General features: G+C 40.0%; 15 protein-coding genes. 11 read left to right on the forward strand and 4 right to left on the reverse strand.

Annotated features, from left to right (window positions below; translation table 11 throughout):
• The 5 genes from crcB to arsC all read left to right on the forward strand — a co-directional run bounded on the left by crcB (position 1) and on the right by arsC (position 2,951).
• A complete protein-coding gene (gene crcB / locus AA980_RS08155) occupies positions 1 to 363 on the forward strand; it encodes a fluoride efflux transporter CrcB (RefSeq protein ID WP_024029816.1) in 363 nt (120 codons plus the stop codon).
• Positions 364 to 551: 188 nt separating this feature from the next.
• Positions 552 to 1,133 (forward strand): DUF3995 domain-containing protein, encoded by a 582-nt coding sequence (locus AA980_RS08160; protein WP_024029817.1) that lies wholly within the window; start codon positions 552 to 554, stop codon positions 1,131 to 1,133.
• Positions 1,134 to 1,417: 284 nt separating this feature from the next.
• Entirely contained in the window at positions 1,418 to 1,696 is a 279-nt protein-coding gene (locus tag AA980_RS08165; protein ID WP_034724656.1) for an ArsR/SmtB family transcription factor, read from the forward strand.
• A gap of 91 nt (positions 1,697 to 1,787) precedes the next feature.
• On the forward strand, positions 1,788 to 2,450 hold the full coding sequence (locus AA980_RS08170; protein WP_047771446.1) for an MIP/aquaporin family protein: 663 nt from the start codon (positions 1,788 to 1,790) through the stop codon (positions 2,448 to 2,450).
• 81 nt (positions 2,451 to 2,531) lie between these two features.
• On the forward strand, positions 2,532 to 2,951 hold the full coding sequence (gene arsC, locus AA980_RS08175) for an arsenate reductase (thioredoxin) (RefSeq protein WP_024031191.1): 420 nt from the start codon (positions 2,532 to 2,534) through the stop codon (positions 2,949 to 2,951).
• 32 nt (positions 2,952 to 2,983) lie between these two features.
• Here the strand turns inward: arsC and AA980_RS08180 are convergent, their stop codons facing one another.
• From AA980_RS08180 to AA980_RS08195, 4 genes are all read right to left on the reverse strand, one after another.
• Positions 2,984 to 4,195 (reverse strand): MFS transporter, encoded by a 1,212-nt coding sequence (locus tag AA980_RS08180; protein ID WP_024031190.1) that lies wholly within the window; start codon positions 4,193 to 4,195, stop codon positions 2,984 to 2,986.
• Between the two features lie 83 nt (positions 4,196 to 4,278).
• On the reverse strand, positions 4,279 to 4,857 hold the full coding sequence (locus tag AA980_RS08185; RefSeq protein ID WP_024031189.1) for a DUF2087 domain-containing protein: 579 nt from the start codon (positions 4,855 to 4,857) through the stop codon (positions 4,279 to 4,281).
• A 145-nt stretch (positions 4,858 to 5,002) separates the two neighbouring features.
• Positions 5,003 to 6,061: an ABC transporter permease gene (locus tag AA980_RS08190; protein WP_024031188.1), complete on the reverse strand. Its 1,059-nt coding sequence runs from the start codon at positions 6,059 to 6,061 to the stop codon at positions 5,003 to 5,005.
• Positions 6,058 to 6,783, reverse strand: a complete 726-nt coding sequence (locus tag AA980_RS08195) for an ABC transporter ATP-binding protein (RefSeq protein ID WP_024031187.1) — start codon at positions 6,781 to 6,783, stop codon at positions 6,058 to 6,060. The genes AA980_RS08190 and AA980_RS08195 overlap by 4 nt, the downstream gene beginning before the upstream one ends.
• 480 nt (positions 6,784 to 7,263) lie before the next feature.
• Here AA980_RS08195 and AA980_RS08200 point away from each other — a divergent pair, with 480 nt between their 5' ends.
• From AA980_RS08200 to AA980_RS08225, 6 genes are all read left to right on the forward strand, one after another.
• Positions 7,264 to 7,857, forward strand: coding sequence for a putative ABC transporter permease (locus AA980_RS08200; RefSeq protein WP_024031186.1), 594 nt, complete (start codon positions 7,264 to 7,266; stop codon positions 7,855 to 7,857).
• Positions 7,858 to 8,046: 189 nt separating this feature from the next.
• Positions 8,047 to 8,745 (forward strand): response regulator transcription factor, encoded by a 699-nt coding sequence (locus tag AA980_RS08205; protein WP_024031185.1) that lies wholly within the window; start codon positions 8,047 to 8,049, stop codon positions 8,743 to 8,745.
• A gap of 4 nt (positions 8,746 to 8,749) precedes the next feature.
• The gene (locus AA980_RS08210) at positions 8,750 to 10,114 is read left to right on the forward strand and encodes a sensor histidine kinase (RefSeq protein WP_024031184.1); all 1,365 of its coding nucleotides are present in this window, start codon (positions 8,750 to 8,752) and stop codon (positions 10,112 to 10,114) included.
• Positions 10,111 to 10,803: a polysaccharide deacetylase family protein gene (locus tag AA980_RS08215; protein WP_024031183.1), complete on the forward strand. Its 693-nt coding sequence runs from the start codon at positions 10,111 to 10,113 to the stop codon at positions 10,801 to 10,803. The genes AA980_RS08210 and AA980_RS08215 overlap by 4 nt, the downstream gene beginning before the upstream one ends.
• Positions 10,804 to 10,810: 7 nt before the next feature.
• Positions 10,811 to 11,428: a DedA family protein gene (locus tag AA980_RS08220; RefSeq protein WP_024031182.1), complete on the forward strand. Its 618-nt coding sequence runs from the start codon at positions 10,811 to 10,813 to the stop codon at positions 11,426 to 11,428.
• 149 nt (positions 11,429 to 11,577) lie between these two features.
• The gene (locus AA980_RS08225; protein ID WP_024031181.1) at positions 11,578 to 12,756 is read left to right on the forward strand and encodes an MGDG synthase family glycosyltransferase; all 1,179 of its coding nucleotides are present in this window, start codon (positions 11,578 to 11,580) and stop codon (positions 12,754 to 12,756) included.
• Positions 12,757 to 13,074: the final 318 nt, after the last annotated feature.

Here is a 13,074-nt window from a genome sequence, read left to right on the forward strand (position 1 = left end):
ATGATATATGTTGGACTAGGAGGCATTTTTGGAGCAATTTCGAGGTTTTTGCTTGGAAAATGGTTCACAAGTAAGACTTCCGGAGTTTTCCCCTTCGGAACTTGGATCATTAATATTAGCGGCTCGTTTTTACTTGGTTTTCTTGCTATATTAAATCTAAAAGAAGTTATTCCGGAGTGGACTTGGCTTTTGTGTGGTACAGGCTTTCTTGGAGCATATACCACCTTTTCAACTTTTGGATATGAAACGTTGCAAATGTTACAGTCAAGAAAAACAAAAAACGCTTTAATCTACGTTACAGCTTCGGTATTTTTAGGTGTATTTTTTGCTTGGATCGGAAGTCTTTTAGGAGATGTTTTATAAAAATGTAGAACCTTATGCAGGACCATCAATTCGCTGAGCGAACGAAGCAATATTTTATTTTGGTGAATTATATAATAATAGTAGCTTCATAGTTATATCATTATAGAGGCATACCCTGAAAAAGGGATAACGACCTTAAGTACTAGTCTTACAAAAAGGGTCCTAGGACACTGTGGAGGTGATCGTTAGTGAATTCGAAACTGTCGTCGAAACTACCGCAATCAAAATCAATCGTTTGGGCTGGGGGCGCTGTTTTTGTATGGTCCATTGCCTATATGCTGCCACACTTATATTGGGCTTTAGGCGGAAGAATGGGTGTGTCCCTACTAAAACCCGGAGTGGCTGCATCTTCCCAGTTTGAACTAATTAATTGGATCTCGTTACCAATCTTTATTGTTGCGGGACTCGTAGGTCTTGGTTTCATTTATTTAGGCAAAAGTAAAATCCTGCGCTTATTGTTGCTTTCCATATCTGTGATAGGGTGTTCGATAGCCACTTCTCATGGCATTTATGGCATTATCTATCGTAGCTTGCAAATCGCAGGTGTGATTGGCTTGGAGAATAGGACATTTGATATCCACGATGACATGTACGTGGTCTGGGACATGGTCATTTTCGAACCGTGGTTTTTGATTGAAGGCATTTTACTTGCCATTGCAGGATGGTATTTTTTGAAAGAAGCACAGAGCAGGAAAGGTTGGCTTACGGTGTGTATATTTGGCACGCTTGTTGGATTGGTCACAGGGATGCTGGGTGTGCGATTTGCATAGTTAATCTGATACAGATATCGAGTGATGAGCAACTTTTTTATTAAACCGAAACTTAATTTTGCTAGAGAAGAATCCATTTTGATCAATATCTTTTTCAAATGGATTCTTTTTTATGCCAAAAATGCCGGCTTGTGAGCTTTTATTGATCATTCATTATTTCAAAGCTGCAATTGTTTTACAAAAAATTAATAAAATACAACTTGCAATCTATATATAAGTGGAATATTATATAAGCAAATAGTTATATATCAGGGAGGAATTCTTTTTTGAAGAATCTTGAATTGATGGCGAAACAGTTAAAAGCTGTGAGTGACCCTAATCGTTTAAAGCTCCTAGCATGTCTTAAAAAGGGAGAAGTATGTGCCTGTGATTTTGTTGATGTTTTAAATATTTCTCAACCTGCTGTCAGTCAACAATTGAAAAAGTTAAAAGAAGCTGAAATTATTGTCGAAAGACCAGCAGGAACATGGAAACATTATCGATTAAACGAAGTGCAACAACCGTATATTCAGACCATTATTGACCATTTGGATGAGATTTCATTCATACGTTGCGACTGTTAAACGCTTGTAATACTTTTTTAGTCAAAACGTGCGAGGAATAGGTTGATCCTGTTTTGCGTTAAGAATTTTCATCATCGAGGGGATTAAAACATTGAAAGAAAAGATCATTAGTGAATTTTTAGGAACCTATTTTCTTGTTTTTGCCGGGACTGGTGCAGTAGTAATAGATACGATGACGAAAAGTTTAACACATGTTGGCGTAGCTATTACATTTGGGCTAGTCGTAATGGCATTAATTTACACGTTTGGCCACATCTCAGGTGCACATTTTAACCCTGCAGTTACCATTGGATTTTTAATTCATAAGGATATTACTAAAAAGGAAGCTGTGTATTATATTGTTACTCAAATCATTGCAGGGATTGCTGCTAGTCTTACCATATTTTCTTTATTTGGGAAGGTAGCGTCTTTAGGTGCTACGCTGCCAAGCGGTACATGGTCTCAATCGTTTGTTTTAGAATTCATCCTTACATTTTTCTTAATGTTTGTTATTTTTGGAGCTGCTGTTCATGGTAAAGCAGAAAAATCCTTTGCGGGAATGGCAATTGGGGCAACAGTGGGGTTAGAGGCGATGTTTGGTGGACCGATTAGTGGTGCCTCAATGAATCCAGCAAGATCGATTGGTCCTGCAATCGTATCAGGAACACTTCAACATTTATGGGTGTATATCATCGCAACTATTTTAGGGGCCATGTGCGCGGCAATCATTTATAAATTACTAGAAGATAAAGAAAACTCGCCGATTGACCGTTAGGGCGAAGACAGAGGCGTAGTTGCACTTATGCCTGATAGGAAAGTTATACTTTCCTATCGGCTACAAAAAGGAGCGAGCAACATGTCTAAAAAAACACTTTACTTTTTATGTACAGGAAACTCATGTCGCAGCCAAATGGCCGAAGGTTGGGCAAAGAAATATTTAAATGATGAGTGGGAAGTACGCAGTGCGGGCATTGAAGCACACGGTTTAAACCCAAATGCTGTAAAAGCGATGAAAGAAGCTGGTATCGATATTTCAAATCATACTTCTGATATTATCGATGCAGATTATTTAAACAATGCAGATTTAGTTGTAACGCTATGTGGTGACGCTGCTGACAAATGCCCAATTACCCCGCCAAAAGTAAAACGGGTGCATTGGGGATTTGATGACCCAGCAAAAGCAAAAGGAACAGATGAGGAAAAATGGGAATTCTTTCAGCGTGTCCGTGATGAAATAGGAAATAGAATCAAACGTTTTGGTGAAACAGGAGAATAATACAGAGAGGGAATATACAAGAGAGGTACCATTCAAACGGTACCTCTTTTCCGATATGATTTGGTTGATATGGTTACCATTAGGAAAATGGCAACAAGAATATAGGCAATACCTCCAAGCAGACCCAAGGAACGAGGTGTAACGTACTGTAGTGCGAATCCGGAAATAAACATCGACATTCCCAAAATAGTGTTTGAGATGGTTGCTAGCAGCCCAAACATGGTTCCTTGATGCTCCTCAGGGATTTCCTTCATGAGAGTGGTGTCAAAGCAGGCATTTCCAATCCCGGACATAAACGCAGCACCACAAAATATAAGCAGTGCGAAAACCACTAAATGTGTTCGGCTTAATAAGACAAGAAATACCCCTTCAAGTAATAGACATACTAACCCTGTAACTAGGAAATTTTTTCGTAGTTGATTGGCAACAGAAAAGCTTAACATTAACCCAATCCCTAATGCACCATAAAAAAGACCTACCCCAACATCTCCAAGTTGATACTCATTAATCGCATAAACGCTGATCAGAACATTATCAATTCCATTCATCGAAGCAATTAATGTCTCACATAAAAGAAGGATTTGTACCGGAACAGACATTAAGATTACCTTTTTGAAGGTTGAGATTGGATTTTCCTTTTTGGACTCAACAACTTTTTCCATATTTTTGTTATTGGGAAATGTAATCGTCGAGATGATGGCTCCAGCTCCTAAAAATGAAACTGCATTTAACCAAAATGTCACACCAGCCCCAAAAATAGATGAAACGATTCCACCTGAGATGGCTCCAATGATTAAAACAATCCCGACCATTACTTGCTCCAAACTATTCACTTTCACAAGATGCTCTTTGCTCACGAGACCAGCTATGCCCGATTTTCTTGCTGGTCCATAAATAGCTTCTCCTGAAGCTAAAATAAACGAACTACAATAGACAATCCAGAGATCCTCCTTACTGTGAACGAATAGGAAAGATAAGGCAACCGCAACTCTAATAAGGTCAGTGGTGACTAATATTGTCTTTCGCGAAAATCGATCTACCAGCCTTCCCACTATTGGTCCAAAAAATAATGAAGGTAGCAGCCGAATGGCTAGAGTCGTTCCCACTGCCAAGCCAGACCCTGTTACATGCAGAAGCATGGCTAACACAGCTACAGAACTAAAGCGGTCGCCAATCCCATTCACAATCCCAGCTAGAAATAATCTCCGATATTGTTTTTCTTCCTTTAAAAATGAAATACCCATATCAAACACCTTCTTTTACATACATCTAATTTCATATCTATCTAATTAGTTGAGCAAAAAAAACGGGTGCCGGCCAACACCCTTTAACTCAACCACCATAACTCAACCGGATTTAACTCATATTGATTGTTTTCTCGGTACATATATTGGCACATTATAAGTTCGCGTCTTAATGTTGCATAATCCTCATGATATTGCTTTAGATATTCATTGATCTCTTTCTCTTGGTAGACTTTCCAGAATTCTAATCCTTTGATCATATGGGCTAGTACAACAAGCTTTTTCTTTCTTTGTGCAGGGTAGTTTTTCAGTTTCCCATCTTTTGTGAAAAAATTTTTGATGATAGCTGAACGTTCCTCTGCAGTAACCGACATTTCCATTTTTGCATCCCCTCCTGTTCCAACAGATAAAATGCCCTTAGCACTCATTTCCAATATTTTTGTATTAAGTGAAAAATAGATGGTATTTTTATCACGGCGTTCTTTTATAAGTCCAACCTCACGCAGCTTCGTCATATGGTGTGTAATCGTTGGCGGTTTAAGCCCTAACGTCTCAGCAATCGCTTGCCCATTCAAAGGACCTTGCTTTAGCAAGGCAATGATACGAACCCGTGTTAGATCACCTAATGCTTTATGGAATTCAACAATTTTGTTTAACTGCATTTGTTAACTCACCTACTTTTATATTTATCTAATTAGATATTAATCGAATTGATTTTAATAATCAAGGGGTAAATATGATTTTTATAATACAGACATGCCAAATAAAAAAGCCAAAGGATTTCTTATCCTCAGGCTTCGATTTTGGTTATAATTTTCGATATTTTTTCAAAGCCAAGATATTAAGCACAATGAAGATGGCAGCGAAAATAACTAAGGCGATAAGGTTGCCACTGATTTCGCTGAAGCTCTCTCCCTTATACATGACGCCCTTTAAGGCATCCCCTGCATAATACATGGGGATAATCTTCGCGACTGCCTGCAACCAATTGGCCATCCCTTCAAGCGGGAAAATTCCGGCAAAAAATACTTGTGGAATAACGGCGATCGGGATAAATTGAATCATTTGAAATTCGGAAGCTGCAAAGGTCGATAACAGAATCCCTAAAGAGAGTGCCACCAAAGCGAGCAGCAAGTTAATCAAAAGCACATTCCAAATCGAGCCGACGAGCACGATGTCTAGTACATTAATTGCATAAAAGACGACAATCATCGTTTGAATGACAGCGAATATTCCATAACCCACCAAGTAGGCTGTAACTATTTCCACCCTTCGAATCGGGGTCGATAATAACCTTTCTAATGTGCCAGTCGTCCGTTCACGTAATAGGCCAATCCCTGAAATAATGAAGACAAAGAAGAAGACGAAGAAACCTACTAAAATCGGGCTTAAGACATCAAAAAAAACAGTATCCGCATTGCCGTAAACGTAGTTTACATCGATACTCTTTGATGTTATCGTTGGCGCTGGTCCCGAACTTTTCATCATCATCTTGAATTGGAACTCGGCAGCAACCACCTGATTGACCTTCATTTGCAGCACTTTCGCTTTTGAAGGGTCGTCATTCCGTAATGTCAGCTTCAGTTTTCCATTATCCTGCTGCAGCAAGCCGTCGAGGTCGTCATCGACCACGGTATCCTTAGTAACGGCTTCATATTGTTTTACCTTTATATCTGCTTTTTTAAATGCATCTACTAAGCCGCTATCAATCTTCAAGACGCCTAATTTGGGATCAACAGTATTGCCATTAAATAAAAAGTACATCAGCGTTAAAATTAAGAGCGGAGCCACAAACATTAATGCTAAAGTTCGTTTATCCCGAAGCATTTGCTGGCAGATCCTTTTGATTAGCGCCGTCATTCTCATGACTGTTTCACCCCTGCTTTCAGGAATACCTCATCAAAATCATCTGTTTCGTATAACGCTTTTAACTCGGTTGGCGAACCGCTGGTTAAAATCCGTCCATCGCGGACCATGGCGACATAGTCGCATTTCACAGCCTCATCCATCACGTGTGTGGTTACGATAATCGTTTTTCCTTCTTCATTTTTCAATCGTAAAAATTCCTTCCAAATCGACAATTTTAATTCGGGGTCAATTCCCACGGTCGGTTCATCTAAGATTAATATTTTCGGATCTTGAATCAGCGCGATTGCCAGTGATAAGCGTCGTTTCATTCCGCCTGAATAGGCCGCTACGCGCTTCTTTAGGTCCTCCGTCAGATTTACTAAGCTGGCCACATAGGCAATCCGCGTCTTCTGCACGTCCTTATTTAAGCCAAAAAGTGAAGCAAAAAACTTCAAATTCTCCTCACCTGTTAGCTCAACATAGAGTGCGTCCGATTGTGCCATATAACCGATTTCCTGGAGCAAACCAAGATTGGGCATTTTTTGATTTAACACCTGAATCGTTCCAGTATCAGCCTTTTCCATACCGACTATCATTTTGACAAGTGTGGTTTTCCCTGCTCCTGACGGTCCGATTAATCCGAATAATTGACCTTTCGGAATCGTTAAGTTAACACCATTCAAAACGGGCTTTTTACCATAGCTTTTATTGACATCTTCCACTTTAATAGTTGGAACCATCATTTACCCTCTCCTTAGGCAATTCTCAGTAATGAACACTGTGTTGACTATCTCTATACTGTTATTTTATGATGGGATGATTGGAATTACAATGAACAATAATGTGCAAAGTGTTCATTCCAAGCAGAACGAGGCACAGTATGTTTATTACCTTTTTACAAAAGAGGGTTTGGCGGAATAAACGTTAAGTTTGGCGTGATAACTTGCAAAGTTGGCGAATTAATCCAAATTCAAGCGAACTCCTGATCCTTACTACATCTTTTTGAGCACTTATGACATTTTCCATCCGCTTATGACATATTTCCGTCCACTTATGACATATTTTCAGAGACTTACGACATTTGCTGGATGTTATTTGGAAATTACGGGAGGCCTGGATACTTAACAACATAATTTCTAGGGAATTTTTTGTATATTTCAAAGCCAGACAGTTAAACCTAAAATGGTAAATTTTCCAATCATTTAAAAGGTGGTTTAGCCATGATTATTAGCTTGCTGAATGGTATCGAGATTCAAAATCCGGGGATTTTTAAGGTGGAAGGAGCGGCGGCCATCATTTTTTATTTCACGCTGTATTCGTTTATTGGCTGGCTGCTCGAAAACAGCTACAGCTTCTTCACAAAACGGGTATTTTTTAAACCAAATTTTTTGTGGGGGCCATTTAAACCGATGTATGGCTTTGCTCCTATTCTCCTAGTTTATTTAATACCGCCAAACACACATTGGGCGGTGGTGGTTCTGCTGTGCTTTTTCATTCCAACCATCGTGGAATATGTGAGCGGCGCCTTGCTCCATAAATTATTCAACCGTCAGTGGTGGGATTACTCCGACACACCGATGCAGCTGCAGGGCCATATTTGTTTGCCTTTTTCCCTTTGCTGGGGCGCTCTTGCTATCATTTGTTTACAATGGATCCATCCACCCCTTATTGCTTTCTATGGAGTAATCGAACCTTTTTGGGCGTGGATTTGGGCTGTCGCAGGGTTATACTTCCTTGCCGATCTCTCATTAGCGACACGAAGACACTCGCTAAAGGACCTTGTATCCGATGAATCATCAAATCCAATTCAATAACAGAGCCACTTCACCAGTAAAACTCCTTCGCTTCCATAAAGCTGAAGGAGTTTTCGTATTGATATATAGATTAAATTTCTATGAAAAATAGAAATGTATGTTTAAATAATGCTACATTGAAGGGGAGCATTTTACGCAAAATAGTTGGAATGAGCACCTGAAGATAGACAGTAAAAAGGAGCGGTAATCTTGAAACAGCGAATTTTGGTAGTAGAGGATGAAAAACAAATCGCCAAGATTTTAAAGCTTGAACTTGAATATGAAGGCTATGAGGTCGTTGTTGCCTATGACGGCAAGGCGGGATTACAATCAGCCTTGAACGAAAAACTGGATTTAATCCTTTTAGATGTCATGCTTCCTGAAATGAACGGCATTGAGGTATTAAGAAGAATTCGCAAAGTAAATACGCAGATTCCTGTCATTTTACTAACCGCCCGAAACATGACGATGGATAAGGTGGCAGGCCTCGACCAGGGGGCTAATGATTATATCACCAAGCCATTTGAAATCGAGGAATTATTGGCGAGAATTCGCGCTTGTCTTCGTCAGAATTCCATTGCTGTCAAGGCTTTACAAGCGGAGGATTCTGTTTTAGCGATTAGGGACCTGACCGTCAATCTTGAGACGAGAGAAGTAACGAGGGGTGAGGCTTCGATTACGTTAACCCCGAAGGAATTTGATTTGCTCGTGTACTTGCTAACTAATAAAAATAAAATCGTCACAAGGGATAATATTCTTTTTCATGTATGGGGCTATGAATATGAAGGGGAAACAAATGTGATTGATGTGTTTATTAGACATTTACGCAAAAAAATTGAAGAAGGCTTTTCAGATCCAACGATTATTCAGACTGTTAGGGGAATCGGTTATACAGTCAGGGAGAATTAAATAAATGAAGATAACAACAAAAATCAATCTTATCACGACGACCTGGATAATATGTGTACTAATTGCAGTCAACGCAGTGGTCTTTTTTTCTTTTATGAAAATTACCGTTAATATGGAGGATGATGAACTGCTGCAAAAGGCAAGCGTGTTAATCAAGGAGCTGGGCAAGGAGACCTCCGCTGCCGACAAGAAGGAGAAATTAACCCCATACCTTGCGAACCATTCCTATATTCGGGTGATCAATCCCGATTCAAAAATTGTCAATCAAGTAACGAATGATCAGCCGATGGCCGCGAAAATAAAGGCCGAATTTGCCGCTAAAAAAGGAACAGACCGGTTAACGATTAAACTAAAGAATAAAGAAGAACAAATTGCGATTGTCAGGGTGCCAATCGAAAAGAATGGACAGGTTGTCGGCACGCTAGAATTTGGGAAGAAATTAGCCGGCTTGGAATTAGGAAAGGACTTATTACTGTCAATCCTTGCCTTTTGTACCATCCTCGGCGCAGTTCTTTCACTGCTTGGTGGCAGGTGGCTCTCCAATCTGATTATGAGGCCGATTTCCAATATGATTAACACGATGGAGGATATTGAGCAAAGCGGGATTCCGAAGAAAATAGATATTCAGCTTGAAACTAAGGACGAACTGCAGAAATTGGCAGTCACCTTTAATCGCATGATTGGCAGACTTGAGACAAACCTTGAAAAGCAAAGGCAGTTTATCTCCGATGCCTCGCATGAATTAAAAACCCCGCTTACAGTGATTAAAAGCTATGCAGACCTTCTGCTTAGAAGGGGAATCCAAAATGAAGCGGTTGCCCGTGATGCGATTGAATCAATCCATTCTGAAGCAACAAGGATTCAAAAAATGACAGAACGGTTTCTCGACCTCGCCGATACCGAATCGGGCAATCTGTTAGAATCCAAAGAAATCAATTTAGTTTCTTTATGTGAGAATATAGGGAAACAACTGCAAGCAGCCTATAAGCGGATGATTGACCTCCATGTTAATGAAGCTTCTATTACTGTGGTCGCGGACGAAGTAAAGCTCAAACAGGCGATTATTATCTTAATCGATAACGCCATCAAGTATAGTATGGATAAAATAGACGTTTATTTAGAGGACACAGAAAAAGGAACGAGCATTACCGTTAAAGATTATGGGATTGGTGTACCCGAGGGGGAACTCGAAAATATCTTTGAACGGTTTTACCGTGTTGATAAGGCAAGAAGCAGGGAAACGGGCGGAACCGGGCTCGGCTTGGCGATTGCCAAAAACATCATTAAGCAGCATCATGGTGAAATAAAAATAAAAAGTACGGAGGGAGTAGGAACAGAAGCTAAGTTGTTCTTACCAAAAAGGAAATGATCAAACTAGTAATCATCGGTTTCATTTTATTATTAATGCTTATTCTTGTTTATGCAATATTGCCAACAGTGCTTATTCGTATTGGGAGCTTGGGCATAAGTAAACGAACGGAAACTGACGCAATCGCGATCACATTTGATGACGGCCCTAATCCTGAATACACACCGCAGTTGTTAGATCTTTTAAAAAAGAACGATGTAAAGGCGAGCTTTTTTGTGGTCGGGGCTAAGGTGAAAAAGTACCCCGAAATCATTAAACGAATGAATGAGGAGGGGCATACAATTGCCATTCATCACTATGAACATATATCAAGCTGGATTCTCTCGCCTTTTCAATTAAAAAAACAGCTTCGGATGACGGAGCAGGCCATCATGGAATGCACGAATGAGAAAGTTATGTTTTACCGGCCGCCATGGGGACATTTTAATCTTTTCAGCCTGCTGGTAAGTAAACGATATAAGATCGTCCTCTGGTCGCATATCTTCGGCGATTGGAAGGAAGCAAAAGGGAAACACGGATTAACGGAGCAATTGCGGCAAGCAACAAAACCAGGTTCGATTTTACTGCTTCATGACTGCGGGGAAACGTTTGGAGCGGACAAGTCAGCGCCCGGTTATATGCTTAAGAGCTTGGAAATCTATTTGCAGGAAAATAAGGGAAGAAAGTTTATTACATTAAAAGATATATGAGGCCATTATGAATGTTGATACGATTGTAAATTATATTGAAAATTATGGATACGCCGTTATTTTTCTGTTTTTATTCTTCGGGATTGTCGGCATCCCTGCCCCCGAAGAATCGTTGCTGTTTTTAATCGGCGTCCTGAGTGTCCATCACAGGCTCTCATTAGAATTAGCGATGATTTCATCGATCCTTGGTGCATTTACTGGAATGCTAACGGCTTATAGCTGTGGAAAATATGCAGGGTCCCCGTTCATTAAGAAATTTGGCAAGTATGTTGGAATTACGAGTGAACGGATGGAAAAAGTAAGCGATAAATATACAATAAATGCCCGTAAAACGATCTTGTTGGGGTTTTATCTGCCGGGTCTGCGCCAAATAAGCCCATACTTTGCCGGTATTACCAACATTCCTTTTCAGTGCTTTTTTCTTTTTTCACTAATGGGCACACTTCTCTGGGTCATTCCGTTTATTTTGGCAGGATATTTTGCGGGCAAGGTATTTAATATTAATCCCGCCTATGTCCCTTATTTAGGAATCATTTTACTCCTCATCTTTATCTTCTATGTTATTATTAAGTATATTAAAAGGAAAAAAACGGAATCAAAGGATAAAACAAAACCCGAAGGCTGATTTTTCGGGTTTTTGTAATGTAAAAAATCACTGAAACCAAGATTAAAAATCAATTAAAAACCACGTTTTTCTAGTAAACAGTGATACAGTTGAGAAGGAGAAATCATCTTCTCTAGGAACGATTTCTTTAAGAACAGGAGATGAAATATATGAAAAAGATTCTGTTTTTACCACTGTTACAAATGCAGTCAGGGCATCACCAAGTCGCTGAGGCAATCATGGATTTATTAAAAAATCATACAGACGATGTTATTTTTAAAAAAATTGACTTATTAAGTTATACCAATAAATCGCTAGAAAAAATGATTACGAATGGCTATTTAAAATGGATTCGCTACGCACCGGAATCCTATAATCTCGCCTATAAAAGCTTTTTTTACGTCCCGCCTGCTAAAGGTCATTCCTTTAAATGGTATCAGCCGCTGTTTATGAAAAAAATGGAGCAATTGCTGGCGGAGGAAAACCCAGATTTAATCGTTTGTACGCATGCCTTCCCTTCCAATTTGCTTAGTAAGTTAAAAATGAAGGGGAAATGCGATATCCCGGTCATTAATGTGTATACTGATTTCTTTATTAATAGCATTTGGGGAAGAGAGGGAATCGATGCACATTTTCTTCCTAGTCAGTATGTAAAAGAACACCTGCTCAAAAAATATCAAATTCCAACACAGCGGCTGCTTGTCACAGGTATTCCTGTTCATGAACGGATTACCAAGAATGACGTCTGGAATAAAACAAACAACCTGCGTCCGCAAATATTAATCGCCGGGGGAAATAGCGGTTTGGGCGGAATTGCTAAGCTTGCGGATGAGTTAAAACGCTCCACCCAGATTGATTATTTAGTCCTTTGCGGCAAGAATCGGAAACTATATGAGGAAGTTCGCTCATGGAATTTGGCACATATCAAGCCATTGCCTTACCTTTCATCAAGGACCGAAATGAACAATATCTATGAAGCGGTCGATGCGATTATGACCAAACCAGGCGGTGTTACTGTGAGTGAAGCCCTGAAAAAGCGGCTGCCGATCTTTGTTCATTCGATGCTTCCCGGTCAAGAGGAAATTAATCTACACCACTTAAAGGACAAAGAGCTTGCCTTTGAACTTGAACAGAAACTGCCATTGGAAAAACAATTGCTTGCTGTTTTGCAGGATGCTGGCAAAATGAAGCGCTGGGAGCAGGCCGTCGATGCCTATCAGCAGGGGATTGAGCTCAATCATCCGGAATCAATGGTGGATGCCATCAAAGTCATTCTCGACCAAGAGACAAGCTGTATTCAAGCAGCCGTTGGCAGCCAGCAAAAAGTCCTGCAGAGAGCAGGAGCTTAATAATATGAGAAGAAGAGGAGTTTACATGACTCTTCTTTTTTTTTGCCTTAGCTGTGTTAAAGCACAATGTTGATTGGAGTGGAAGGCGCGAGACTCCTGCGGGAGCAGCGGGACAGGTGAGACCCCGCAGGCGCTTTAGCGCCGAGGAGGCTCACCGCCCGCCCCGCGGAAAGCGAAGCGCCTGGAACGGAAATCAACATTCTCTTTTAACACAGCTTTTGCCTCAAAAATGTCAACTATTAATGAAAAAATAGCCCCACTGAGTCATATGAAATACCTGTGAATTCGTTTACTTTATTAGGTGTTAAGCCATGTAGC

Origin of the sequence: Neobacillus vireti (genome assembly GCF_001026695.1) — a bacterium.
GTDB lineage: Bacteria > Bacillota > Bacilli > Bacillales > Cytobacillaceae > Neobacillus > Neobacillus vireti.

Bases quoted from the DNA above. Each gene is read 5' to 3' on its own strand.
- crcB (WP_024029816.1), top strand. From the start codon at position 1: ATGATATATGTTGGACTAGGAGGCATTTTTGGAGCAATTTCGAGGTTT.
- AA980_RS08165 (WP_034724656.1), top strand. From the start codon at position 1,418: ATGGCGAAACAGTTAAAAGCTGTGAGTGACCCTAATCGTTTAAAGCTC.
- arsC (WP_024031191.1), top strand. From the start codon at position 2,532: ATGTCTAAAAAAACACTTTACTTTTTATGTACAGGAAACTCATGTCGC.
- AA980_RS08180 (WP_024031190.1), bottom strand. From the start codon at position 4,195: ATGGGTATTTCATTTTTAAAGGAAGAAAAACAATATCGGAGATTATTT.
- AA980_RS08185 (WP_024031189.1), bottom strand. From the start codon at position 4,857: ATGCAGTTAAACAAAATTGTTGAATTCCATAAAGCATTAGGTGATCTA.
- AA980_RS08190 (WP_024031188.1), bottom strand. From the start codon at position 6,061: ATGAGAATGACGGCGCTAATCAAAAGGATCTGCCAGCAAATGCTTCGG.
- AA980_RS08195 (WP_024031187.1), bottom strand. From the start codon at position 6,783: ATGGTTCCAACTATTAAAGTGGAAGATGTCAATAAAAGCTATGGTAAA.
- AA980_RS08200 (WP_024031186.1), top strand. From the start codon at position 7,264: ATGATTATTAGCTTGCTGAATGGTATCGAGATTCAAAATCCGGGGATT.
- AA980_RS08210 (WP_024031184.1), top strand. From the start codon at position 8,750: ATGAAGATAACAACAAAAATCAATCTTATCACGACGACCTGGATAATA.
- AA980_RS08215 (WP_024031183.1), top strand. From the start codon at position 10,111: ATGATCAAACTAGTAATCATCGGTTTCATTTTATTATTAATGCTTATT.
- AA980_RS08220 (WP_024031182.1), top strand. From the start codon at position 10,811: ATGAATGTTGATACGATTGTAAATTATATTGAAAATTATGGATACGCC.
- AA980_RS08225 (WP_024031181.1), top strand. From the start codon at position 11,578: ATGAAAAAGATTCTGTTTTTACCACTGTTACAAATGCAGTCAGGGCAT.